The sequence below is a fragment of the Mesobacillus stamsii genome, assembly GCF_030814065.1.
GTDB classification, from domain to species: domain Bacteria; phylum Bacillota; class Bacilli; order Bacillales; family Cytobacillaceae; genus Mesobacillus; species Mesobacillus stamsii.
This window is the reverse complement of sequence record NZ_JAUSUN010000032.1, coordinates 1-25,569: the sequence shown is the minus strand read 5'-3', so window position 1 is coordinate 25,569 and position 25,569 is coordinate 1. Positions and strand designations below refer to the sequence as shown.

Annotated in this window: 27 protein-coding genes and 1 other annotated feature; of the genes, 1 reads left to right on the top strand and 26 read right to left on the bottom strand. The window is 44.2% G+C overall.

The window, feature by feature from the left end:
* The 15 genes from rplW to rplA form a co-directional block, all read right to left on the bottom strand.
* Positions 1-285, bottom strand: a complete 285-nt coding sequence (gene rplW, locus J2S25_RS17540) for a 50S ribosomal protein L23 (RefSeq protein ID WP_044393909.1) — start codon at positions 283-285, stop codon at positions 1-3.
* Positions 285-908, bottom strand: coding sequence for a 50S ribosomal protein L4 (rplD, locus tag J2S25_RS17535; RefSeq protein ID WP_307192514.1), 624 nt, complete (start codon positions 906-908; stop codon positions 285-287). The genes rplW and rplD overlap by 1 nt, the downstream gene beginning before the upstream one ends.
* A 26-nt stretch (positions 909-934) precedes the next feature.
* Positions 935-1,564, bottom strand: a complete 630-nt coding sequence (gene rplC, locus J2S25_RS17530; RefSeq protein WP_307192513.1) for a 50S ribosomal protein L3 — start codon at positions 1,562-1,564, stop codon at positions 935-937.
* A gap of 38 nt (positions 1,565-1,602) precedes the next feature.
* Positions 1,603-1,911, bottom strand: a complete 309-nt coding sequence (gene rpsJ, locus J2S25_RS17525; RefSeq protein ID WP_027322659.1) for a 30S ribosomal protein S10 — start codon at positions 1,909-1,911, stop codon at positions 1,603-1,605.
* Between the two features lie 1,261 nt (positions 1,912-3,172).
* On the bottom strand, positions 3,173-4,360 hold the full coding sequence (gene tuf, locus J2S25_RS17520; protein WP_044393516.1) for an elongation factor Tu: 1,188 nt from the start codon (positions 4,358-4,360) through the stop codon (positions 3,173-3,175).
* A 124-nt stretch (positions 4,361-4,484) separates the two neighbouring features.
* Complete coding sequence (fusA, locus tag J2S25_RS17515) at positions 4,485-6,563, bottom strand: elongation factor G (RefSeq protein WP_044393517.1); 2,079 nt, start codon at positions 6,561-6,563, stop codon at positions 4,485-4,487.
* Positions 6,564-6,614: 51 nt separating this feature from the next.
* Positions 6,615-7,085 (bottom strand): 30S ribosomal protein S7, encoded by a 471-nt coding sequence (rpsG, locus tag J2S25_RS17510; protein WP_044393519.1) that lies wholly within the window; start codon positions 7,083-7,085, stop codon positions 6,615-6,617.
* Positions 7,086-7,124: 39 nt separating this feature from the next.
* Positions 7,125-7,547 carry a 30S ribosomal protein S12 gene (rpsL, locus tag J2S25_RS17505; protein ID WP_023626436.1) on the bottom strand — a complete coding sequence of 141 codons (423 nt, stop codon included), beginning with the start codon at positions 7,545-7,547 and terminating at the stop codon, positions 7,125-7,127.
* Positions 7,548-7,648: 101 nt separating this feature from the next.
* Positions 7,649-7,897, bottom strand: coding sequence for a 50S ribosomal protein L7ae-like protein (locus J2S25_RS17500; protein ID WP_044393522.1), 249 nt, complete (start codon positions 7,895-7,897; stop codon positions 7,649-7,651).
* 160 nt (positions 7,898-8,057) lie between these two features.
* The gene (gene rpoC, locus J2S25_RS17495; RefSeq protein ID WP_307192512.1) at positions 8,058-11,657 is read right to left on the bottom strand and encodes a DNA-directed RNA polymerase subunit beta'; all 3,600 of its coding nucleotides are present in this window, start codon (positions 11,655-11,657) and stop codon (positions 8,058-8,060) included.
* A 113-nt stretch (positions 11,658-11,770) separates the two neighbouring features.
* On the bottom strand, positions 11,771-15,319 hold the full coding sequence (gene rpoB, locus J2S25_RS17490; protein ID WP_044393525.1) for a DNA-directed RNA polymerase subunit beta: 3,549 nt from the start codon (positions 15,317-15,319) through the stop codon (positions 11,771-11,773).
* A 244-nt stretch (positions 15,320-15,563) separates the two neighbouring features.
* Positions 15,564-16,166 (bottom strand): class I SAM-dependent methyltransferase, encoded by a 603-nt coding sequence (locus J2S25_RS17485; RefSeq protein WP_044393526.1) that lies wholly within the window; start codon positions 16,164-16,166, stop codon positions 15,564-15,566.
* Positions 16,167-16,325: 159 nt separating this feature from the next.
* Positions 16,326-16,688, bottom strand: a complete 363-nt coding sequence (gene rplL / locus J2S25_RS17480; protein WP_044393528.1) for a 50S ribosomal protein L7/L12 — start codon at positions 16,686-16,688, stop codon at positions 16,326-16,328.
* Between the two features lie 55 nt (positions 16,689-16,743).
* On the bottom strand, positions 16,744-17,244 hold the full coding sequence (gene rplJ / locus J2S25_RS17475) for a 50S ribosomal protein L10 (RefSeq protein ID WP_044393530.1): 501 nt from the start codon (positions 17,242-17,244) through the stop codon (positions 16,744-16,746).
* A gap of 32 nt (positions 17,245-17,276) precedes the next feature.
* Positions 17,277-17,413 (bottom strand) — a sequence feature (ribosomal protein L10 leader region).
* 50 nt (positions 17,414-17,463) lie between these two features.
* Complete coding sequence (rplA, locus tag J2S25_RS17470; protein ID WP_044393531.1) at positions 17,464-18,156, bottom strand: 50S ribosomal protein L1; 693 nt, start codon at positions 18,154-18,156, stop codon at positions 17,464-17,466.
* 223 nt (positions 18,157-18,379) lie between these two features.
* On the opposite strand from rplA, the gene J2S25_RS17465 reads away from it, so the two are divergent.
* A complete protein-coding gene (locus J2S25_RS17465; RefSeq protein ID WP_307192511.1) occupies positions 18,380-18,565 on the top strand; it encodes a hypothetical protein in 186 nt (61 codons plus the stop codon).
* Here the strand turns inward: J2S25_RS17465 and rplK are convergent.
* The 11 genes from rplK to J2S25_RS17410 all read right to left on the bottom strand — a co-directional run.
* Complete coding sequence (gene rplK, locus J2S25_RS17460) at positions 18,549-18,974, bottom strand: 50S ribosomal protein L11 (RefSeq protein WP_023626445.1); 426 nt, start codon at positions 18,972-18,974, stop codon at positions 18,549-18,551. The two genes, J2S25_RS17465 and rplK, sit on opposite strands and share 17 nt — an antisense overlap.
* A 172-nt stretch (positions 18,975-19,146) precedes the next feature.
* Positions 19,147-19,680: a transcription termination/antitermination protein NusG gene (gene nusG, locus J2S25_RS17455; RefSeq protein ID WP_044396689.1), complete on the bottom strand. Its 534-nt coding sequence runs from the start codon at positions 19,678-19,680 to the stop codon at positions 19,147-19,149.
* A 160-nt stretch (positions 19,681-19,840) separates the two neighbouring features.
* Complete coding sequence (gene secE, locus J2S25_RS17450) at positions 19,841-20,023, bottom strand: preprotein translocase subunit SecE (protein ID WP_044396691.1); 183 nt, start codon at positions 20,021-20,023, stop codon at positions 19,841-19,843.
* A 54-nt stretch (positions 20,024-20,077) separates the two neighbouring features.
* On the bottom strand, positions 20,078-20,227 hold the full coding sequence (gene rpmG, locus J2S25_RS17445) for a 50S ribosomal protein L33 (RefSeq protein ID WP_084221914.1): 150 nt from the start codon (positions 20,225-20,227) through the stop codon (positions 20,078-20,080).
* Between the two features lie 143 nt (positions 20,228-20,370).
* Positions 20,371-21,021 (bottom strand): RNA polymerase sporulation sigma factor SigH, encoded by a 651-nt coding sequence (gene sigH, locus J2S25_RS17440; protein WP_044396693.1) that lies wholly within the window; start codon positions 21,019-21,021, stop codon positions 20,371-20,373.
* Positions 21,022-21,089: 68 nt separating this feature from the next.
* Positions 21,090-21,599 (bottom strand): NYN domain-containing protein, encoded by a 510-nt coding sequence (locus tag J2S25_RS17435; RefSeq protein WP_044396695.1) that lies wholly within the window; start codon positions 21,597-21,599, stop codon positions 21,090-21,092.
* A gap of 2 nt (positions 21,600-21,601) precedes the next feature.
* The gene (gene rlmB, locus J2S25_RS17430; RefSeq protein ID WP_044396703.1) at positions 21,602-22,330 is read right to left on the bottom strand and encodes a 23S rRNA (guanosine(2251)-2'-O)-methyltransferase RlmB; all 729 of its coding nucleotides are present in this window, start codon (positions 22,328-22,330) and stop codon (positions 21,602-21,604) included.
* Between the two features lie 250 nt (positions 22,331-22,580).
* On the bottom strand, positions 22,581-22,985 hold the full coding sequence (locus J2S25_RS17425) for a Mini-ribonuclease 3 (RefSeq protein ID WP_044396697.1): 405 nt from the start codon (positions 22,983-22,985) through the stop codon (positions 22,581-22,583).
* Between the two features lie 4 nt (positions 22,986-22,989).
* Positions 22,990-24,387: a cysteine--tRNA ligase gene (gene cysS / locus J2S25_RS17420; RefSeq protein ID WP_307192510.1), complete on the bottom strand. Its 1,398-nt coding sequence runs from the start codon at positions 24,385-24,387 to the stop codon at positions 22,990-22,992.
* Complete coding sequence (cysE, locus tag J2S25_RS17415) at positions 24,377-25,063, bottom strand: serine O-acetyltransferase (RefSeq protein WP_044396701.1); 687 nt, start codon at positions 25,061-25,063, stop codon at positions 24,377-24,379. Before cysE ends, cysS begins: the two co-directional genes overlap by 11 nt.
* Positions 25,064-25,142: 79 nt before the next feature.
* Positions 25,143-25,569, bottom strand: a 427-nt coding sequence (locus tag J2S25_RS17410; RefSeq protein WP_307192509.1) for a hypothetical protein, incomplete at its 5' end; no start/stop codon positions are given.

Here is a 25,569-nt window from a genome sequence, read left to right as displayed (position 1 = left end):
CTATACTTCGAAGAATTCGATTTCTTTGCTGTCTTGAGTAAGTTTAACGATTGCTTTACGACGTTTGTTTGTATAACCGCCGAATTTGCCCATACGCTTGAACTTACCTTTGTAGTTCATGATGTTAACTTTTTCAACGTTAACGCCGAAAATAGTTTGGATTGCGTCTTTCACTTGAGTCTTGTTCGCTCTTGTATCAACTTCGAAAGTGTATTTTTTCTCAGCCATTAAATCGGAAGAGCGTTCTGTTATTACGGGGCGCTTAATGATATCACGTGCATCCATTATGCAAGCACCTCCTCTACTTTTTCAACAGCTGCTTTTGTCATGATCAGCTTATCATGATTTAAAACATCTAAAACGTTGATTCCATCAGCAGTAACAACTGTTACTCCAGGAATATTACGTGCAGACAATGCAACGTTTTCTTCAAGACTTGCTGTTACAATCAATGCTTTCGTATTAACAGAAAGACCATTTAGCACACTTTTGAATTCCTTTGTCTTTGGAGCTTCGAAAGCTAGGCTTTCAAGAACAAGGATGTTCTCAGCTTGCACTTTTGATGATAAAGCAGATTTGATTGCCAAACGGCGAACCTTTTTAGGTAATTTATAGCTGTAGCTGCGTGGAACAGGTCCAAATACAGTACCGCCTCCGCGCCATTGTGGAGAACGGATCGATCCTTGACGCGCACGTCCAGTTCCTTTTTGTTTCCACGGCTTACGTCCACCGCCCGCTACTTCAGAACGAATTTTCGTTTTATGAGTTCCTTGACGCAATGAAGCTCTCTGCATGACTACTGCTTCGAACAATACGTGGTTATTAGGCTCAATACCAAATACTGAATCATTAAGTTCGATTTCTCCAACTTGTGAACCAGCTTGGTTGAATAATGCTACTTTAGGCATTCTTGTTTCCTCCTTTCCTGTAAAAATTACTTCGCTTTTACAGCAGTTTTGATTTTTAGAAGGGCTTTCCTAGCACCTGGAACGTTTCCTTTGATTAAAAGAAGATTACGTTCCGCGTCCACTTTGACGATTTGCAGATTTTGAACAGTGATCTGTTCTCCACCCATGCGTCCAGGCAATAATTTACCCTTGAATACACGGTTTGGAGCAACGGGACCCATTGAACCAGGGCGGCGGTGGTAACGAGAACCGTGAGCCATTGGTCCGCGAGATTGTCCGTGACGCTTGATAGCACCTTGGAAACCTTTCCCCTTTGAGATTCCTGTAACATCTACGACATCGCCTTCAGCGAAAATATCAACTTTGACTTCCTGACCAACTTCATATCCTGCTGCTTCGACTTCGTTGAATTCCTTTACGAAGCGCTTAGGAGCAGTGTTTGCTTTTAAAACGTGGCCTTTTTGCGGTTTGTTAGAAAGCTTTTCGCGCTTGTCTTCAAAGCCAAGCTGAATTGCCTCGTAGCCATCTGTCTCAGCAGATTTCACTTGAAGCACTACGTTTGGAGAAGCTTCTACCACAGTAACCGGGATAAGGTCACCATTTTCAGCAAATACTTGAGTCATACCGATCTTTCTACCTAAGATTCCTTTGGTCATTTCAGTCACACCTCCTGTGAATTATAATGGTTTATTGATTAAAGTTTGATTTCGATATCTACACCTGATGGCAGGTCTAAACGCATTAGTGAATCGACCGTTTGCGGAGTCGGATTGATGATGTCAATCAGACGCTTATGCGTACGCATTTCGAACTGTTCACGAGAATCCTTGTACTTATGCACCGCACGAAGAATTGTGTAAATAGTCTTCTCTGTAGGTAGTGGGATTGGACCAGACACCGCCGCACCAGAACGTTTCGCAGTTTCAACAATTTTCTCTGCAGATTGATCAAGAATCCTGTGATCATAAGCTTTCAAACGGATACGAATTTTTTGTTTTGCCATTACTTTCCCTCCTTTTCGCCTATTTTAAAATAGACATTCTCCGCGAAAATTTCCCACACACTCGCCATGGCAAAGCGGCCGGGTGTGTCAGCAACCTTTCGCATCATCGCAGTCAAAGACCAACATTGTCTATTATACATAAAACATAAATCAAACGCAACATTAATTTCTGCTTTTCTTTATGTTTAACACACTTTTACTATTATAGCGAGCGCAATGGGATTTTACAAGTGGGGGAGGAGAATTCTAACTATTTGGACGTGGTGAAAAATATTCCTTTTGTATCATGGGAGGATATACATTTATATATAGAAGAAACTAGCGTGACTTTGCTTTTTGAAAAAATCACCTCAAACGTGAGCTTGATCTTTTCTTTCCGTTTTATACATGTTGCTCTCTTAATATGTGACCGTCTGTTTCTGTTTCGCTCTCTATCGGGCACATATTTCTCTTTTATGTGACCCTGAGCTTCTCTTTCACTCTTTATCGGGCACATATTGCTCTTTTATGTGCCCCTGAGCTTCTCTTTCACTCTTTACCGGGCACATATTTCTCTTTTATGTGACCGTCTGCTTCTCTTTCGCTCTTTATCGGGCACATATTGCTCTCTTATGTGACCGTGAGCTTCTCTTTCGCTTTTTATCGGGCACATATTTCTCTTTTATGTGACCCTGAGCTTCTCTTTCACCCTTGATCGGGCACATATTTCTCTTTTATGTGACCCTGAGCTTCTTTTTCACCCTTTATCGGGCACATATTTCTCTTTTATGTGCCCCTGAGCTTCTCTTTCACTCTTTACCGGGCACATATTTCTCTTTTATGTGACCGTCTGCTTCTCTTTCGCTCTTTATCGGGCACATATTTCTCTCTTATGTGTCCGTCTGTTTCTCTTTCACCCTTGATCGGGCACATATTGCTCTTTTATGTGACCGTCTGTTTCTCTTTCACTCTTTATCGGGCACATGTTGCTCCTTTATGTGACTGTCAGTTTCTCTTTCACTCTTGATTGGGCACATGTTGCTCTCCTTATATATTCTGAATTATATTTACTTTAACTTTTCTCGAGAAATACTGCATTTTGTGTAAACCCCTCTCTTTTTCAAAACCAGACATATCATTAAATAGACAGGTATATCCTTCTCTATATTTCCGCGTATAGTTTGACTCTCCTTGTTGGTTTTCTCCATAAAAAAAAGCAGCTGGATCGTCACCCAGCTGCTCCTTCATCCGGATCGTAATCCAGATTTATATTTTTAAAAAATTACTCAGTGATTGTTGCAACTACGCCAGCGCCTACTGTACGACCGCCTTCACGAATGGAGAACTTAGTTCCTTCTTCAATAGCGATTGGAGCGATCAGTTCAACAGTCATTTCGATGTTGTCGCCAGGCATAACCATTTCTACGCCTTCTGGAAGGTGCACAATACCAGTTACATCAGTTGTACGGAAGTAGAACTGAGGACGGTAGTTGGTGAAGAATGGAGTGTGTCGTCCACCTTCTTCTTTTGAAAGAACATATACTTCTGCTTTGAACTTTGTGTGTGGCTTTACAGAACCTGGCTTAGCAAGTACTTGTCCACGTTGAATTTCTTCACGCGCTACACCACGAAGAAGTGCGCCGATATTGTCTCCAGCTTCAGCATAGTCAAGAAGCTTACGGAACATTTCTACGCCTGTTACAGTAGTAGATTTAGGTGCTTCGGTAAGACCGATGATTTCAACAACATCACCGACTTTAACTTTTCCACGCTCTACACGTCCAGTAGCAACTGTACCACGGCCAGTGATTGAGAATACGTCCTCAACAGGCATCATGAAAGGCTTCTCTGTGTCACGCTCTGGAGTTGGGATGTACTCGTCAACTGCAGCCATAAGCTCGTTGATTTTTTCTTCCCATTGTGGATCTCCCTCAAGAGCTTTAAGAGCAGAACCTTTGATAACTGGGATGTCATCGCCAGGGAAATCGTACTCAGTAAGAAGGTCACGCACTTCCATTTCTACTAGTTCAAGAAGTTCTTCATCGTCCACCATGTCGCATTTGTTCATGAATACAACAAGGTAAGGTACGCCTACTTGACGAGAAAGAAGGATGTGCTCACGAGTTTGTGGCATTGGGCCGTCAGCAGCTGATACTACTAGGATACCGCCGTCCATTTGAGCAGCACCTGTGATCATGTTTTTAACATAGTCAGCGTGTCCTGGGCAGTCAACGTGTGCATAGTGACGGCTAGGTGTTTCATACTCAACGTGAGCAGTGGAGATTGTGATCCCGCGCTCGCGCTCTTCTGGAGCAGCGTCGATTTGGTCGTAACCGCGTGCTTCTCCGCCGCCTTGCTTAGAAAGAACAGTTGTGATAGCAGCTGTTAATGTAGTTTTACCATGGTCAACGTGACCAATTGTACCAATGTTAACGTGTGGCTTTGAACGATCGAATTTAGCTTTTCCCATTAGAAAAATCCTCCTTTAATATATGAAAATTAAGTATATTTTAATGTACCGTGAAATAGGAAACCCTATTCCACAGCGTTATGCTTACATTAGTAGTTATACTTGATTAAAAGATGAAAATCAATTATTCACCTTTATTTTTTTTGATGATCTCTTCAGAAACGGATTTAGGAACTTCTTCGTAATGATCGAAGTGCATGGAGAATACACCGCGTCCTTGTGTGCTTGAACGAAGAGCCGTTGCATAACCAAACATTTCTGATAGTGGAACCATCGCACGAACAACTTGCGCATTACCGCGAGCACCCATACCTTCGACGCGTCCGCGACGAGCAGTGATCATACCCATAATATCACCAAGATATTCTTCAGGAATGACAACTTCAACTCTCATGACTGGTTCAAGAATGACTGGCTTACACTTGGAAGCAGCATTCTTAAGTGCCATTGAAGCAGCGATTTTAAACGCCATTTCAGAGGAGTCAACATCGTGGTATGAACCATCAAAAAGTCTTGCTTTGATGTCAACTAGTGGATATCCTGCAAGTACTCCGCGCTGTATGGCGTCTTCAAGACCAGCTTGAACAGCTGGGATGTATTCACGAGGAACAACACCACCGACGATTCCGTTCACGAATTCAAAGCCTTTTCCTTCTTCGTTAGGAGAGAACTCGATCCAAACGTGCCCGTATTGACCACGTCCACCGGATTGACGAGCGAATTTTCCTTCCACGTTCGCTGATTCACGGAACGTTTCGCGGTATGCAACCTGAGGTGCACCTACATTAGCTTCCACTTTAAATTCGCGCTTCATTCGGTCAACAATAATGTCAAGGTGCAGTTCACCCATTCCAGCGATGATTACCTGCCCAGTTTCCTGGTCAGTGTGAGCGTGGAATGTAGGATCTTCTTCTTGAAGTTTTTGCAATGCAGTTGTCATCTTGTCCTGGTCAGCTTTTGACTTAGGCTCAACAGATAACTGAATTACTGGTTCAGGGAACTGCATGGATTCCAAAATAACAAGGTTCTTTTCATCACATAGAGTGTCACCTGTTGTAGTATCTTTCAAACCGACAGCTGCTGCAATATCACCCGCATAAACCTTAGAGATTTCCTGGCGGCTGTTTGCGTGCATCTGCAGGATACGGCCAATACGCTCACGCTTTCCTTTAGTCGAGTTCTGTACATATGAACCAGACTCAAGAGTACCGGAGTAAACGCGGAAGAATGTTAATTTACCAACATAAGGGTCCGTCATAACTTTGAACGCAAGCGCAGAGAATGGCTCACTGTCGTCAGAGTGACGCTCAACTACTTCTTCTGAATCCGGTAGATGTCCCTGGATTGCAGGTACATCAAGCGGAGATGGAAGATAGTCGATAACAGCGTCTAGCATTAGCTGAACACCTTTGTTTTTGAACGCTGAACCACAGATAACTGGGTAGAACTCGACGTTTATGGTACCTTTACGGATCGCAGCTTTAATCTCTTCGACTGTTAGCTCTTCTCCGCCAAGGTATTTTTCCATTAATTCTTCGTCAAGCTCAGCTACCGCTTCCACAAGCTTTTCATGATATTCTTCTGCTTGAGCCCTATGTTCTTCAGGAATTTCCCCGACAGTGATATCTGTACCAAGGTCATTCGAATAGAAGAAAGCTTTCATTTCAACTAGGTCGATGATCGCTTCGAACTCATCTTCCGCTCCAATTGGGAGCTGAATTGGATGTGCGTTCGCTTGTAAACGATCATGGAGTGTTGAAACAGAATATAGGAAGTCTGCACCAAGCTTATCCATTTTATTAACGAATACAACCCGTGGCACTCCGTAAGTAGTAGCCTGACGCCATACTGTTTCTGTTTGAGGCTCTACACCTGACTGAGCGTCAAGTACTGCTACTGCACCATCTAGCACACGAAGAGAACGTTCCACTTCAACTGTGAAGTCTACGTGTCCTGGTGTGTCGATGATGTTCACCCGATGCTCTTTCCATGAAGCGGTTGTTGCAGCAGAAGTGATCGTGATTCCACGCTCTTGCTCTTGCTCCATCCAGTCCATTTGAGAAGCACCTTCATGAGTTTCGCCGATTTTATGGATACGGCCTGTATAATATAGAACACGCTCAGTTGTTGTTGTTTTACCAGCATCAATGTGAGCCATGATTCCAATATTACGAGTTTTATCTAAGGAGAACTCTCTTGCCATTTGGTCTTTCTCCTTCCTAGTATAAATGTTGTTTTTAAATTGAAGGTAAGATTACCAACGATAGTGAGCGAATGCTTTGTTTGCTTCCGCCATTTTGTGTGTGTCTTCGCGTTTCTTAACGGAAGCCCCAGTGTTGTTGGCTGCATCAAGAATTTCGTTAGCAAGACGCTCTTCCATTGTCTTTTCCCCACGAAGACGTGAGTAGTTTACTAACCAGCGAAGACCAAGAGTTGTACGGCGGTCTGCACGCACCTCAATTGGTACTTGATAGTTAGCTCCACCTACACGGCGTGCTTTTACTTCTAAAACAGGCATGATGTTCTTAAGAGCGGCATCAAACACTTCCATTGGCTCTTTACCTGAACGCTCACGAATAATATCAAAGGCTGAATAAAGGATCTTTTGTGATTTACCTCTCTTCCCATCGATCATCATTTTGTTGATCAAGCGAGTGATAAGCTTTGAGTTGTAAATCGGATCCGGCAATACATCTCTCTTTGCAACTGGACCTTTACGTGGCATGTAATTTCCTCCTTTCAAAAAGGGTTTCTAGTTTAATTATTATTTTTTTGCTGCTTTCGGTCTCTTAGTACCGTACTTAGAACGGCCCTGCATACGGTTGTTCACACCAGCAGTATCAAGAGCACCACGAACGATGTGGTAACGAACACCCGGTAAGTCTTTTACACGTCCTCCGCGGATAAGAACAACGCTGTGCTCTTGAAGGTTGTGCCCGATACCAGGGATATAAGCTGTTACCTCGATTCCGTTAGTTAAACGTACACGAGCGTATTTACGCAATGCTGAGTTTGGCTTCTTAGGAGTCATAGTCCCAACACGAGTACATACACCACGCTTTTGTGGTGAAGAAACGTTAGTTTGTGCTTTTTTGAAGCTGTTGTAACCTTTATTTAGCGCCGGAGATTTTGACTTCTCCTCTTTTGAGCTACGTGGCTTGCGCACTAATTGGTTAATTGTAGGCATGATCATTTTCCTCCCTTCACTTTTTGTGTAAGCCCACACATCCAGGTGGTTCATTTTTTTGCAAAAAACAAAGTCCTTGCAGCCCTCTGCAAAAACAGTTTTTACTTGGTTATCGCCACAGCTGAGGCTCCGACGGCAATTCCGCATGCCGATCCTAACTTTTTCATAGAGTCGACATAGGTGATGGCGATGTTTCTTTCCTTGGCAATTTGCAATAGGTTTGCTGTCACTTTCATGTCAGCATCCTTGGCAATGACCAGTTCGATTACTTCGCCAGCCTTCAGTGCTTTCACTGTTTGCTTTGATCCTACTATAATCTTTTTAGCCGCAGCTACTTTTTCATAAGACATCGATATCCTCCAAAGTAACCAGTAAATAGGAGCACCTTTGAAATATTATCACTTTGTGCACAGAATGTCAACAATATTTATAGAGTTTTTTCGCAAGGTCGCTTTTGTTTTTTAAAAAGGCGGTACTTTCTGCCGAAGCAGAGAGCACCGCACTTATTTCTTATTCTACAGTGATGACATCTTCGTTTTCTTCTTCTATTGAAATTGGTTCAGCTTGTCTGTAGCGCTGCATGCCAGTTCCAGCAGGAACAAGTTTTCCGATGATAACATTTTCTTTCAGGCCGAGGAGCTCATCTCGTTTGCCTTTGATTGCTGCATCTGTGAGCACTCTTGTTGTTTCCTGGAAGGACGCCGCTGACAGGAATGAATCCGTCTCAAGTGAAGCTTTCGTGATACCAAGCAATACTGGACGGCCTGTTGCCGGTGTTTTTCCTTCAAGAAGCGCCTTACGGTTTGCGTCGGTAAACTGATGGATCTCAAGCAATGTGCCAGGAAGTACATCTGTTTCGCCAGCATCTATTACCCTGATCTTGCGCATCATTTGGCGTACCATTACTTCTACGTGTTTGTCGCCGATTTCACCCCCCTGCATACGGTATACCTTTTGAACTTCTTTCAATAAGTATTCCTGCACAGATTGAACATCTTTGACTCTTAAAAGTTCCTTAGGATCGATCGAACCTTCAGTGAGTTCCTGGCCGCGTTCTACATGGTCATTTATTGCAACCTTCAAGCGGGCTGTGTATGGCGCATTGTATGTTCGGCTCTCAATTTCTCCCTGAATAACGATTTCCTGCTGACGATCTTTTCCTTCGTTGATGCCTACTACGACACCTTCCAATTCAGAGATGACAGCCTGCCCTTTCGGATTACGTGCTTCAAACAATTCTTGAATACGCGGCAAACCTTGTGTAATATCGTCTCCCGCAACACCACCGGTATGGAAAGTACGCATGGTAAGCTGTGTTCCTGGCTCACCGATTGACTGGGCAGCGATAATACCGACTGCTTCTCCTACTTCCACTTCCTGGCCAGTTGCAAGGTTGCGGCCGTAGCACTTCTTACATACGCCGTGACGAGTGTTACATGTGAATGCAGAACGAATCCAAACATCTTCCACTCCAGCCGCTGTCACTTCAGCTGCCAAATCTTCTGTGATCAACCCGTTCTCTGGGACCATCACAGCTTTCGTTTCCGGATGTTTGATTGCTTTTCTTGCGTAGCGGCCAATCAAACGCTCTTCCAGTGTTTCGATGACTTCGGTGCCATCCTTAAGAGCTTTGATGTATAGGCCTCTATCTGTGCCGCAGTCATCATCGCGAACAATGACATCCTGGGCTACATCTACAAGACGACGCGTCAGGTAACCGGAGTCAGCAGTCTTAAGCGCTGTATCGGCAAGTCCTTTACGAGCACCATGAGTAGAGATGAAATACTCCAATACGGTTAAACCTTCACGGAAACTTGATTTAATCGGTAACTCAATGATCCGTCCAGCCGGGTTAGCCATCAAACCACGCATACCAGCAAGCTGCGTAAAGTTAGATGCATTACCACGGGCACCGGAGTCACTCATCATGAAAATTGGGTTGGAATTATCCAGAGAGTTCATCAACTTCGACTGGATATCATCCTTCGCCTGGCTCCAGATAGAAATAACTCTGTCATAACGCTCATCTTCAGTAATTAAACCGCGTCTGAACTGTTTAAGGACATTATCTACCTTGGTTTGCGCCTCAGATATGATTTCCTTCTTCTCTTTAAGAACCACGATATCTGCAACACCAACCGTAATACCAGCTTTCGTTGAGTATTGGAATCCAAGGCCCTTCATCCGGTCCAGCATTTTTGAAGTTTCGGTGATCTTGAACTTCTTGAAAACTTCCGCAATGATGTTTCCTAAGATTTTTTTCTTGAATGGATCAACCAATTGCTTACTTTTGATTACTTCCTTGATATCTGCACCTTTTTCTACAAAATACTTTTCCGGAGTTTTCTCCTCTAGGTTTTGTTTGGAAGGCTCATTTATATATGGGAAGGAAGCTGGAAGGATTTCATTGAAAATCAACTTACCAACTGTCGTAATCAAAAGCTGACCGTTTTGCTCCTTCGTAAATGTTTGGTTGCCAAGGGACGAAGCGGCAACAGCAACGCGTGTATGAAGATGCACGTAGCCATTTTGATAGGCAACTAATGCTTCGTTTGTATCCTTGAAGACCATCCCCTCACCGACAGCGCCTTCTCTTTCAAGTGTCAGGTAGTAGTTCCCCAATACCATGTCCTGTGAAGGAGTAACAACCGGCTTGCCGTCCTTAGGGTTCAGGATGTTCTGTGCGGCAAGCATTAACAAACGTGCTTCCGCTTGTGCTTCAGCAGAAAGCGGAACGTGGACAGCCATCTGGTCCCCGTCGAAGTCGGCGTTATAAGCTGTACATACTAGCGGGTGAAGACGAATTGCGCGTCCTTCTACCAATGTCGGTTCGAAAGCCTGGATTCCCAATCTGTGAAGAGTTGGGGCACGGTTAAGCAATACTGGGTGCTCTCTGATTACATCTTCTAGAACATCCCAAACCTCAGGGCTAACGCGCTCTATTTTACGTTTAGCAGACTTAATGTTGTGCGCTAAACCTTTTTGCACTAATTCTTTCATTACGAATGGCTTGAACAGCTCAAGTGCCATTTCCTTAGGTAGACCGCACTGATACATTTGCAGGTTAGGACCTACAACGATAACAGAACGACCAGAGTAGTCGACACGCTTACCAAGAAGGTTTTGACGGAAACGGCCTTGCTTGCCCTTCAGCATATGAGAAAGGGACTTCAATGGACGGTTACCTGGTCCAGTTACTGGACGACCGCGGCGGCCGTTATCGATCAACGCGTCAACAGCTTCCTGAAGCATACGCTTTTCGTTTTGGACGATAATGCTAGGTGCACCAAGGTCAAGAAGACGCTTAAGTCGGTTGTTACGGTTGATTACCCGGCGGTAAAGGTCATTTAGGTCGGAAGTTGCGAAACGTCCACCGTCAAGTTGAACCATCGGGCGAAGTTCTGGTGGTATGACAGGAAGAACATCCAGGATCATCCATGATGGCTCATTGCCTGACCCGCGGAATGCTTCTACTACCTCAAGACGCTTGATCGCACGAGTACGACGCTGGCCTTGGGCAGTTCGCAATTCTTCTTTTAGCATATCTGCTTCCTTATCCAGGTCGAGGTCAGATAGCAGCTTTTTGATTGCTTCTGCTCCCATTGCTGCCTGGAACTTATTGCCGTATTTTTCACGGTAAGCACGGTATTCTTTCTCCGATAACAACTGCTTCTTTTCAAGAGCAGTATCACCAGTCTCCGTTACCACATAGGATGCAAAGTAAATAATTTCTTCCAGTGCACGCGGAGACATGTCAAGGACAAGCCCCATGCGGCTAGGAATCCCTTTGAAGTACCAAATATGAGAAACAGGAGCCGCTAGCTCAATATGCCCCATTCTTTCACGACGGACTTTTGCACGAGTTACTTCCACACCGCATCGGTCACAGACCACGCCTTTGTAACGGACTCTCTTGTACTTTCCGCAATGACATTCCCAGTCTTTTGTTGGACCGAAAATACGTTCACAGAATAAGCCGTCTTTTTCAGGCTTTAAAGTACGATAGTTGATTGTTTCCGGCTTTTTCACTTCACCAAAAGACCATGATCGAATCTTGTCTGGTGAAGCGAGGCCGATTTTCATGTACTCAAAATTATTAACATCTAGCAAGGGGCCTACCTCCCTTTTTATCTAGGGTTTTACCCTTATGGCCATCCAAAATGGAACACACGTGAACAATACTGTTATTCAACTGTTTGTACACGTGTGCCAATTAGACGATCCTATTCCTTCATTCCCACTTTTTCTGCTTCAGGAGCAATTGTCAATGTTTCAGCATGCTGCATTTCTTCATCTTCATCGAAGTCGCGCATTTCGATTTCTTTTTCATCGCCTGAAAGGATTTTGACGTCCATACCAAGACTCTGAAGTTCTTTCATCAATACTTTGAATGACTCAGGGACACCTGGTTCTGGAACGTTTTCGCCTTTAACGATTGCTTCGTATGTTTTCACGCGTCCAACAACATCGTCGGACTTGACAGTTAAAATTTCCTGCAGGGTGTATGCTGCGCCGTATGCTTCAAGCGCCCAAACTTCCATCTCGCCAAAACGCTGTCCGCCGAACTGGGCTTTCCCGCCAAGTGGCTGCTGCGTAACTAGTGAGTATGGTCCAGTAGAACGAGCGTGGAGCTTATCGTCTACCATGTGGGCAAGCTTGATCATATACATAACACCGACAGATACACGATTGTCGAAAGGCTCACCTGTGCGGCCATCATAAAGGATGGTCTTAGCGTCCCTTGCCATCCCTGCTTCCTCGATCGTCGCCCATACGTCTTCCTCACGGGCACCGTCGAAAACTGGTGAAGCAACATGGATACCAAGGTATCGCGCCGCCATGCCAAGGTGAAGCTCAAGCACCTGACCGATATTCATACGTGAAGGTACCCCTAGTGGGTTAAGCATGATATCAACTGGTGTTCCGTCCGGTAAGAAAGGCATATCCTCTTCCGGAAGGATTTTTGAGATAACCCCTTTGTTCCCGTGGCGTCCCGCCATTTTGTCCCCTTCAGAAATCTTACGCTTCTGCACGATGTAAGCTCGGACAAGTTGGTTTACTCCAGGAGGAAGCTCGTCGCCATCTTGACGGTTGAACACTTTGACGTCAAGAACAATACCGCCGCCGCCGTGAGGAACGCGCAAAGAAGTATCCCGCACTTCCCTAGCTTTTTCACCGAAGATCGCATGAAGGAGACGCTCTTCCGCAGTCAATTCAGTAACCCCTTTAGGTGTTACCTTCCCTACCAGAAGATCTCCATCTTTTACTTCGGCACCAACACGGATGATTCCGCGCTCGTCAAGGTTTCTTAATGCATCTTCCCCAACATTCGGAATATCGCGAGTGATTTCTTCTGGTCCAAGTTTTGTATCACGCGATTCGGACTCATATTCTTCTATATGGATGGATGTGTACACATCATCTTTAACGAGGCGCTCACTCATAATGATCGCATCCTCATAGTTATAACCATTCCAAGTCATGAAACCAACAAGGACATTCCGTCCAAGTGCGAGTTCTCCTTTTTCCATCGAAGGGCCATCTGCAAGGATTTCCCCTTTGGTTACTCGGTCGCCAACACTTACGATCGGCCGCTGGTTGTAGCATGTACCCTGGTTGGAACGGATGAATTTCAGCATTCGGTACTTATCAAGATCACCCTTGACTTCCTGCCCGTCTATTTCTTGGACGCGGCGTACCCAAACTTCACGTGCCTCCACATGCTCGACAATCCCTTCATGCTTACAGATGACGGCAGCTCCGGAATCTTTTGCAGAGACGTGCTCCATTCCGGTTCCGACTACCGGCGCTTCTGGCTGCATCAACGGAACTGCTTGACGTTGCATGTTAGCACCCATCAAGGCACGGTTGGAGTCATCATTTTCAAGGAATGGAATACATGCAGTCGCTGCAGATACAACCTGCTTAGGCGATACGTCCATGTAATCAACGCGATCACGCTTTACAACAGTGTTTTCTCCACGGAAGCGGGCAATTACTTCCTCATCCTCAAAAGAACCATCGTCAGTAAGACGAGCATTCGCTTGTGCCACAACATAATTATCTTCTTCATCCGCTGTTAAGTAATCAAAATGGGTTGTTACTTTCCCTGTTTCAGGGTCAACACGGCGGTATGGAGTCTCGATGAATCCAAAGCGGTTCACCTTTGCAAAACTAGAAAGTGAATTGATCAAACCGATGTTTGGACCTTCAGGTGTTTCAATCGGGCACATACGTCCGTAATGCGAGTAGTGAACGTCACGCACTTCGAAACCAGCGCGTTCCCGTGTAAGACCACCAGGTCCCAATGCCGAAAGACGCCTTTTATGTGTCAGTTCAGCCAACGGGTTCGTCTGATCCATGAACTGTGATAGCTGAGAGCTGCCAAAGAACTCTTTAATAGACGCAATAACCGGGCGGATATTGATTAATTGCTGTGGTGTTACCGTGTTTGTGTCCTGAATGGACATTCTTTCCCGGACAACCCGCTCCATTCTGGATAAACCAATGCGGAATTGGTTTTGCAACAGTTCCCCAACAGACCGCAAACGTCTGTTTCCTAAATGGTCGATATCATCTGTGTCGCCAACACCGTGCAGCAAGTTAAAAAAGTAGCTGATGGATGCAATGATATCAGCTGGCGTGATGTTTTTAATTGGTTCCGGGACATAGGCGTTCCCTAAAACATTAATTTCTTTATCGCCCTCAACATCGTTCGGAGAGTAGATTTTAATGCTTTGCAGCGTTACATCCTCTTCCACCACGCCGCCGTATGGGCTGATTGTCTTGAAGCCAACATTGTTTTCAAGCGCAGGGATAATCTTATCCAGCGTACGACGGTCGAGAGTAACGCCTTTTTCTGCGATGATTTCACCTGTTTCAGGATCTACTAATGTTTCTGCAAGCTTTTGCCCGAATAAACGGTTTTTAATATGGAGCTTTTTGTTCATTTTATAACGTCCTACATTTGCAAGATCATAGCGTTTTGGATCAAAGAATCTTGACACAAGCAGGCTTTTTGCGTTGTCAACTGTAGGCGGTTCACCAGGACGGAGACGCTCGTATATTTCGAGGAGCGCTTTTTCCGCACTTTCCGTATTGTCTTTTTCAAGTGTATTCCGGATATATTCGTTATCGCCGATCAGATCAATGATTTCTTGATCAGAACCGAACCCTAATGCACGCAAAAGAACCGTAACAGGGAGCTTCCTCGTACGATCGATCCTTACATATACAACATCCTTGGCATCTGTTTCATACTCTAACCAGGCGCCACGGTTTGGGATCACGGTCGCAGTGAACCCTTTTTTCCCGTTCTTATCAAGTTTCCCGCTGTAGTAGACGCTTGGTGAACGCACTAACTGGGAAACAATAACTCTTTCCGCACCGTTAATGACAAAGGTTCCCGTTTCTGTCATTAGCGGGAAGTCGCCCATGAAGACATCCTGGTCCTTTACTTCTCCTGTTTCCTTATTGACAAGGCGGACTTTTACTCGCAATGGAGCAGAGTATGTGACATCTCTTTCTTTTGATTCTTCGACTGGATATTTCGGTTCGCCAAGACTGTAATCGATAAACTCTAATGATAAGTTCCCGGTAAAGTCTTCAATCGGTGAAATGTCCTGGAACATTTCACGAAGGCCCTCATCAAGAAACCACTGATAGGAAGAGGTTTGAATTTCAATTAAATTCGGCAATTCCAAAACTTCACTAATGCGAGCATAACTTCTACGTTGGCGGTGTCGTCCATACTGAACTAGTTGACCTGTCAACTGATTCACCCCTCAAATCAAGCGTTATTATTCATAATCCCTGCCTTGTCCATGAAGTTTCCTCCATTTCCAAAGACAAAAAGAAAAAGGGTTTTCACCTAAAAACCACATTTCCTGCAACGAACAATTATTTTGTTAGTTTTCCCTTTATGCCCAAAATTATACAACTTCTGATGAAATTAGCATGCAAACAGGAAACTAATATATTGGCATTTTATAATATTATCATAGCGGTTTTCTCACGTCAACATTTAACAGATTTGAGAATAAAATATCCTTTACTTTTCGCCTCAATCTCTACATTGCCAAACAGTGCATTCATTTTTTCTCCTGCGGATGGCGCACCCTGTTTCTTTTGGATGACTACCCATAGCTCTCCACCTTCAGTTAAATGTTGAAGACTTTGTTCGAAAAAATCATGCACTACCTTTTTTCCGGCACGAATCGGCGGATTTGTGAGAATTGCATCGAATCCTTTTTCTTCTACCTCGGTCAGCCGGTCGCTTTCATAGATTTTCACGTTGTCAACTTTATTTTCGGATGCATTTTCTTCAGCAAGCATAAGCGCCCTTTCATTTACATCCACCATATGGACCATCGCTTCTGGATAAGCTTTCGCAATCGAAAGTCCAATCGGTCCATATCCACATCCGACATCCAGGACTATTCCATCTGCTTTATTCAGTTCGAAAGTGTCGATCAATAATCTTGACCCGAAATCGACTTCCTTTTTCGAAAAAACGCCGCTGTCCGTCTTAAAGTGGAAGCTATTCCCCTTCAATTCACTTTGCCATTTCTCAGGATTACTTACAGTACTGGGTTTGCGGGAGTAATAATGTTCAGTCAAAAACCTCTCACCTCCATGGGGACTCTAAGCTAGAAGAATGCGATCGCGGATTACAGCGCTACTGCGGTAGTATAAACTTTCAAAAGAAAAAAAGCAAAAATTAAAAGAAAAAAAGAGAAAAAAGCTCGCTTAAACAGCGAGCTTTTTATTGTAAATGGATTACTTAACTTCGACGTTAGCTCCAACTTCTTCAAGCTTAGCTTTGACTTCTTCTGCTTCTTCTTTAGAAACGCCTTCTTTAACTGCTTTAGGAGCGTTGTCAACAACTTCCTTCGCTTCTTTAAGGCCAAGACCTGTGATTTCACGAACAACTTTGATAACCTTGATCTTCTGGTCGCCAGCTGATGCAAGAACTACGTCAAATTCAGTTTGCTCTTCAACAACAGCTCCAGCAGCTCCACCCATCATTGCAACTGGTGCAGCAGCAGTTACGCCGAATTCTTCTTCGATTGCTTTTACTAGATCGTTAAGCTCTAAAACAGTCATGCTTTTAACTGCTTCAATGATTTGTTCTTTAGTCATGATTTATTTCCTCCTAATAGGTAATTTTTATTGTTAAACGGTATTGATTGTTAGCTTACGCGCCTTGCTCTTCTTTCTGGTCTGCAACAGCTTTTGCAGCAAGAGCAAGATTGCGAATTGGAGCTTGAAGTACGCTGAGTAGCATAGAAAGTAGACCTTCGCGAGATGGCAGGTCTGCAAGTGCCTTAATTTCTTCTACTGTAACGATATTGCTTTCAACTACGCCTGCTTTGATTTCAAGGGCTTCGTGCTTCTTAGCGAATTCATTAAGAATCTTAGCTGGTGCAACAACATCTTCCGTACTGAACGCAATTGCGTTTGGTCCTGTTAAAGATGCGTTTAAGTCAGCAAGATCAGCAGCTTCCGCAGCACGGCGTGTCATCGAGTTTTTGTAAACCTTGAATTCAACACCAGCTTCGCGAAGCTCTTTACGAAGTGCCGTTACTTCAGCAACGGAAAGTCCACGGTAATCAACAATGATTGTTGATTTGCTTTCTTTCAATTTGCCAGCAATTTCGTCTACAATTTGTTTTTTCGCTTCGATAATTGTGCTCATCCTTACACCTCCTGTAGATTTCTGCATTTATACCGATCAAATAAAAACCTCCGCATCATGGCAGACACGGAGGAAGGATACAATAGCAAGTATTTTGCTTTATCGTATGACCTCGGCAGGATATTAAGCATGAAGCCCCTGCTGTCTGCGGTACAAATGTAATTCTATTTTCACAACAAAAGGAATTATATACAATCCTTTGTTGATTGTCAACTACTATTATTTTACAGTAGAAGGATCCACTTTAACGCCAGGTCCCATTGTTGTAGAGATCGTAACGTTCTTCATGTATGTTCCTTTAGCTGCTGCAGGCTTTACCTTCATCATGGTTTCGAAGATTGTGTTGAAGTTTTCAACAAGCTTGTTGTCTTCGAAAGAAACCTTTCCGATAGGTACATGGATGTTACCTGATTTATCAACGCGGTATTCAACTTTACCAGCCTTGATTTCGTTCACTGCTTTTGTTACATCGAAAGTAACTGTGCCAGTCTTAGGGTTTGGCATTAAGCCTTTAGGTCCCAATACACGACCAAGCTTACCAACTTCACCCATCATATCAGGGGTAGCAACGATCACATCAAAATCAAACCAGCCTTGTTGAATTTTGTTGATGTACTCTGAATCGCCAACATAATCTGCACCAGCAGCTTCTGCTTCTTTTAATTTTTCACCCTTAGCAAATACTAGGACACGTTGAGTTTTACCAGTTCCATTTGGAAGCACGACTGCTCCACGGATTTGCTGGTCTGCTTTCTTAGGGTCTACTCCCAAACGGAAAGCAGCTTCAACGGTAGCGTCAAATTTAACTGTGCTTGTCTTTTTAGCAAGCTCAATTGCTTCAACAGCTGAATACGCTTGAGAGCGATCTACAAGCTTAGCAGCTTCAAGATACTTTTTACCTTTTTTAGCCATTTTTAGTTCCTCCTAAATTGTGGTTTTAACGGAATACCCTCCCACTTTGAAAAGCGGCGGCCCCTTGGTCAGCCCCGACAGGCACTGGAAGACCAGACAGTAAAGTCGTTCTTTGACTTTATTGGCTGGGCTGAAGTGAGCCGAGGGGCTAAGGGGCCAGAGCTAGACAAACGAAAAGCGGCGGACCCTTGGTCAGCCCCGGCAGGCACTGGAGGGCCGACCGATGAAGTCGTTCTTTGACTTCAACGGGCGGACCGAAGTGACCCGAGGGGCTAAGGGGCCAGAGCTAGACAAACGAAAAGCGAAGGCGCCTTATAGGCGCCGTTTCAGACAAAAGGTTGCGGGTGAAATCGAATTCAGCTCCGCAACCCTTCCATCCTCTGCAGCAGAAATTAGTCTTCGATTGTGATTCCCATGCTGCGTGCAGTACCTTCAACCATGCGCATTGCTGCTTCAACGCTAGCAGCGTTCAAGTCAGGCATTTTCTGTTCAGCAATCTCACGTACTTTATCACGCTTGACTGTTGCTACTTTATTACGGTTTGGTTCACCAGAACCAGACTGGATTCCAGCTGCTACCTTCAAAAGAACTGCAGCAGGAGGAGTTTTCGTAATAAATGTAAAGGAACGGTCTTCAAAAACCGTGATTTCAACAGGAATGATCAATCCAGCTTGATCAGCTGTGCGAGCGTTAAATTCTTTACAGAATCCCATGATGTTAACACCGGCTTGACCTAGTGCAGGTCCAACTGGTGGTGCCGGATTGGCTTTGCCAGCAGGGATTTGCAATTTAACCATTTTAATTACTTTTTTAGCCACGAGACACACCTCCTTAAAGTCCGTGATGTGGTAATAGGGGATTTTCCCCTCCCACTCATAACGAAAGCCTTTATAGTAAATAAAGAACTTGACATATATTTGTCAATCGTCCAAGACATACTGACTTATGAAATATTACCACTTTTTAAAGTTGATTTCAAGGTATTTCGGATTATAATTTTTCAATCTGTGAAAATTCAAGTTCTACCGGCGTATCGCGGCCAAACATATTCACAAGCACTTTAAGCTTCGCTTTGTCCTTGTCGATCTCTTCGATTACGCCCGTGAATTTCGCAAACGGTCCTTCGCTGACTTGGACTGTTTCACCAAGTTCGAAATTAATATCCACTTTCTTCTCTTCGACGCCCATGCGTTTAAGAATAAAAGTTACCTCTTCCGGAAGCAATGGTGTTGGCTTTGATCCAGCACCCGAAGAGCCGACGAAGCCTGTTACGCCAGGAGTATTGCGGACAACATACCATGAATCATCTGTCATGACCAATTCTACTAAAACATAGCCAGGGAAAGTCTTTCTTTTCACAACTTTCTTTTTGCCGTTTTTGAAATCTATTTCTTCTTCTTCAGGCACGATCACGCGGAAGATCTTATCTTGCATGCCCATTGTTTCAACACGTTTTTCAAGATTCATTTTCACTTTGTTCTCGTATCCCGAGTAAGTATGCACTACATACCAACTTTTTTCCATTATCGAGGACTAAACGTCCGTCCCTCCCTATTTCCAAATGCACTAGCTTTACTGCATCTAATGTAATGGTGATTTTTTCAAGCAAACAAAAAACCCGTTATCCGGGCTTTGATCCATGTTCTGCATTTATATTTTCCATTATACCATGAGTGTGCGGTGGTTATTCAAGAATTAAGCGAATCAATTTAGAAATACCAAGGTCTAGCACCGTGAAGAACAGAGCAGCTATCGCAACCGTAGACAAAACCGTAATCGTGTAGCGAGTCAATTCCTTGCGTTTAGGCCAGCTGACTTTTCTCATTTCACGTCCAACTTCACTGAAAAACTTAGTGATGCGCTGCATTATTTTGTACCCTCCAACTTATCGAAATTCCATATGATGCTTTATCTGAAAACCTTATTTCGTTTCTTTATGAACTGTATGGGTACCACAATTGCTGCAGTACTTTTTCAGCTCGAGTCGCTCCGTTTGCGTTTGCTTGTTGCTTGCAGTTGAGTAGTTTCGAGATCCGCATTCCTGACAAGCAAGAGTCACTTTATTGTTCATTACCATCTACACCCGCTTTAACAGGCAGGATTCTATGAAACCGCCGTCTATTGTATCTATAAAAAGATAACACGGTTGATAGATTGTGTCAATAAACGCTTTCGAGAGGAAAAAACCGATTTCTCGCTATTATGGCATTTCGTTTACACTGACAGCTCCCTCAGTTCAAGATACCGTTCAAGTTTTCGTTTCACGCGTTGCAGCGCATTGTCAATTGATTTGACGTGACGATTCAGCTCTTCGGAAATCTCTTGATAGGATTGTCCGTCCAAATACAGTGCGAGCACTTTTCGTTCAAGATCACTAAGTAGCTCTGACAGCTTCACTTCAATTTGGTCAAATTCTTCCTGATTAATAAATAATTGTTCGGGGTCCATCACTTTCGTTCCGGATAAAACATCCATCAGTGTTCTGTCTGATTCTTCATCATAAATCGGCTTGTCCAGGGAAACATAAGAGTTAAGCGGGATGTGTTTCTGTCTTGTCGCCGTCTTGATTGCCGTAATAATTTGACGGGTAATGCATAGTTCTGCAAATGCCTTGAATGATGTTAGCTTGTCCTCTCGGAAATCACGAATTGCTTTATATAAACCGATCATCCCTTCCTGCACAATATCCTCTTTATCCGCACCAATCAGAAAATAGGAACGTGCCTTTGCGCGGACAAAATTCCTGTATTTGTGAATCAAATAGTCAAGCGCATCGCTTTCTCCCCTGTGCACCGCTTCAATAATTTCTTCATCCTCCAGCAATAAATAAGCGTCATTTAAACGATTTCTGATGTCAGCACTCATATCGATCCCCCCGCCCGCACATACAGTTAGAAATATTATACAGCAGAATTTTTTAAGCCGTCAACAGCTCACTTCTCTCCTCTACGCCATTTTTCAAAAATTTCTGCCACTTCTTTCGAGAGCGGAATCTTTGCACTTGGCTTCTTTTCCTGGATCACTTTCACCGATTTTTCTATTTTTTGGCGGATGAGATTCATTTCGTGGAGCAGTTCCCTTGCTGACTTCCTTAAGGCTCCCTGTCCAAAAATGGCCCATTGCTCGGTATAGTCAGAGGTGGCAACATGAATTTGCGTTTTGCGGTTGCTCAGCTCGATCGCCATCTTTTCAATCCGCTCATCCGCCGTTTCATTTTCTTTTGTAAAAATTACATCCACTTTGTAATTTTTATATTTCTTTTGTGTGCCTGGTACAAAATAAGCATCGAAAACAATAATGACGCGATAGCCAGTATATGCCTGGTACTCAGCCATGATTTCCACCAGTCTGTCCCTGGCCGCTGAGAGATCTTTTTTCTTGAGATTGACCAGCTCTGGCCATGCGCCGATAATATTGTAGCCGTCAACAAGCAGGATATCCATATCTATTCCCCTAGTGGCTGCCGTTTGCGATAAACCTCATACATCAAAAGCGCCGCAGCCACTGATGCATTCAAGGAAGTCACATGTCCAGCCATCGGCAGGCTTAATAGGAAATCACATTTATCACGAATCAATCTTCCCATTCCTTTTCCTTCACTGCCAATTACCAGGCCTAGAGGCATTGTGCCATCCATTTGGCGGTAATCCTGTTTCGCCGATGCATCGGTTCCGACTATCCAAATACCGCGTTCCTTCAGTTCATCGATTGTTTGTGCCATATTCGTGACCCTCGCAACCGGGATATATTCGATTGCACCGGTAGAGAGTTTTGCAACAGTAGACGTCAGTCCTACTGCTCTCCGCTTCGGAATGATTATTCCGTGGGCTCCTGAGGCGTCGGCTGTCCTCATGATCGACCCAAGATTATGTGGATCCTCGATTTCATCAAGAAGCAAAAAGAAAGGAGCCTCCTGTTTCTTTTCCGCTGCCGCGAACAAATCATCTAGCTCTGAATATTCATACGCTGCTACCTGGGCAATAACGCCCTGGTGATTGCCTGTGGCAAGCTGGTCGATCTTCTTTTTTGGAACGAATTGAACCATAACATTGGCTTCCCTCGCCATGCCAATAACCTGCTGCATTTGGCCGCCTTGGGAGCCCTCTGCAATCAGGATCTTGTTCATATCACGATCCGATTTCAGCGCTTCAATCACTGGATTTTTGCCAATAATGTAATCCTGATTTTCATTTTGCTCCTGTTGTTGTTCTGGCTTTTGCTGCTTGGTGTCACGCTCCGCATTGGATTTCTGGACACGCCTTGTATGATCATCCTGGATTTTGGCTTGTTTCTTTCGTTTGTCCTCCGGTTTCTCAGCCGTCTTCCGCGCGGGTTTCCGGCTTTTATCGTCATCCTTATTCCGTCTGGTGTTCTGATCCTGGTTTTGCTTTTGTCTCTGGCTCATCTGGAACCCTCCTTCCTGACTATTCTGCAGCGATTGCAAATACTTTGGCAATCAGTTCTTCTATCCGTCTTTCATTCCCCGCCAGATGCAAAGAACCAATCAATGCCTCAAAAGCTGTACTATATCGGTATGTTTGCACATCTGTATTTTTCGGAACAGAGCCAGATTTTGCATTGCGGCCCCGTCTTACAATGGCCATTTCTTCTTCTGACAGCTCATCCATATCCATCAGTTTATGCAGGTATTTCGCCTGTGCTTTAGCTGATACAAAGGCGGTAGCTTCCTTGTGCAGCTGATTTGGCCGAACCTTTCCGCTATGCAGCAGGTGATGCCGGACATACAGTTCGTACACCGCATCCCCCATGTAAGCAAGCGCCAGGCTATTTAATTGTTTTTCGTCAACAGTTTTTTCGTAATGCAGCATCCTTTTAGCCTCTTTTCCATCTGATGCCCTGAGGAGTGTCCTCGATGACGATGTTCATTTCCTTCAGCTGGTCACGGATTTCATCTGCAAGCTTGAAGTTCCGTTCCTTCCTTGCCTGCGCCCTTTTTCCGATCAGCTCCTCGACCTCTTCATCCAATAGCTCTTCATCCGTCAGCGACAGGCCTAGAACTCCAAACAAAATTTCAAATTCATTCAGGAATGATCTGATCACTTCTGCAGACGTATTTTTCTCCATCAAGTACAGATTGGAGAGCTTGGATAAGTCAAACAGAACAGATACTCCATTCGCTGTATTGAAATCATCATCCATTTCCTTGATGAACTGGCTGTGGATCGCAGCGATTTTAGCTAGCCATTCCTGGTTGTTTGCGGTCAATTCAGCGCTCGCAGCAATCCGATGCTTTAGATTTTTATAAGAAGTCTTCAGGCGTTCGAAGGCTGCCTTCGTATTTTCAAGCAGTTCATCGCTGTAGTTGATTGGATTACGGTAATGGACTGACAGCATAAAGAACCTTAACACCTGTGGATCATGCCGTTTGATAATCTCATGGACGGTGACAAAATTGCCAAGTGACTTAGACATCTTTTCATTATCAATATTAATATAACCATTATGCATCCAGTAACGGGCAAATGTCTGCCCTGTCAATGCCTCTGACTGGGCGATTTCATTTTCATGGTGCGGGAATGCAAGGTCCTGGCCTCCTGCATGGATATCGATCGTATCTCCCAGGTATTCACGGGCCATTGCTGAGCACTCGATATGCCAGCCTGGACGACCCTTGCCCCATGGACTATCCCAAGAAATCTCGCCTTCTTTAGCTGCTTTCCATAGAACGAAATCAAGAGCATCTTGCTTTTTTTCTCCAACCTGAATTCTCGCTCCGACCTTTAGTTCTTCGATGGACTGGTGAGAAAGCTTCCCGTATTCATTGAATTCCCTCGTGCGGTAGTAGACATCCCCGCCGGATTCATAAGCATAGCCTTTTTCGATTAGCGCACCGATAAATTCTATGATCAAATCCATTGTTTCGGTTACCCTTGGGTGAGCATCGGCTTTTTTGCAGCCAAGTGCGTGGACATCCTCGAAATAAGCGTTAATGAAGCGCTGAGCGATAGTTGGTACATCTTCTCCCAGCTCATTGGCAGCTTTGATGAGCTTATCATCTACATCTGTGAAATTAGAAATATATTTTACATTGTAACCGCGAAATTCAAGGTAGCGGCGCACCATGTCGAAAACAATAGCAGGACGGGCATTTCCAATATGAATATAATTATAGACAGTAGGTCCGCAGACATACATCTTCACTTTTCCCTCTTCTAGCGGGACAAACTCCTCTTTATTTCGGGTAAGTGTGTTATAAATTTTAATTCCCATTTTCCAGGCCCCTTCCTTGACTTACTACTTCCAACTCTTCTTGTAATTTCAGTAGTTCCAATTCTTTTTTTAGTTTAGCCAGTTCCTTTTCGATTTCTTGACAGCGGTCTGAAACAGGGTCTGGCAAATCGCGATGATTGAAGTCCTTTTTGACTCTGACGCCATTCTGGATAACGATTTTTCCTGGAATGCCGACTACGGTGGAGTTTGGCGGCACATCTTTCAGGACAACGGATCCTGCCCCGACTTTAGAATTCTCCCCAATCGTGATCGAACCTAAAACCTTCGCGCCAGTCGCAATCAGCGCATTGTCCATCACCGTTGGGTGGCGCTTTCCTTTTTCCTTGCCTGTACCACCGAGGGTAACCCCCTGAAATACCGTTACATTATCCCCGATCTCGCAAGTTTCGCCTATGACGACGCCCATCCCATGATCGATGAAAAATCTTCTGCCAATCTTTGCTCCTGGATGGATTTCAATCCCCGTAAAAAAACGGCTTATCTGAGAGATCGTCCTTGCGATAAAATAAAACTTGCGCTTATAAAAAGCATGCGCCAAACGATGAGACCAGATTGCATGCAATCCCGCATAAGTCAAAACCACTTCGAGCGTATTTCGCGCAGAAGGATCTTGTTCAAACACAACTTCTATATCTTCTTTTATCATTTTAAACATGAAGTAAATCCTCCTTTTGTGAAAAATTGGTTTGAAATTTTGCTCAGTAGTGAGCACCTTATAGAGCCGAGATTTGGCTTTAGCAGGATTTTTTTGGAATGTATGTGACCCATCTCTTGCTCCACCAGCTTTTTCGGGCACATATTCCCTGTTTTTGTGACCCATCTCTTGCTCCTCCGGCTCTTTCGGGCACATAATCCTGGTTTTTGTGACCGATCTCTTGCTTCACCAGCTTTTTCGGGCACATATTCCTTATTTTTGTGACCCATCTCTTGCTCCTCCGGCTTTTTCGGGCACATAATCTTTGTTTTTGTGACCGAACTCTTGCTTCACCAGCTTTTTCGGGCACATATTCCCTGTTTTTGTGACCCAACTCTTGCTCCTCCGGCTTTTTCGGGAACATATTCCTTATTTTTGTGACCCATCTCTTGCTCCTCCGGCTCTTTCGGGCACATAATCCTGGTTTTTGTGACCGATCTCTTGCTTCACCAGCTTTTTCGGGCACA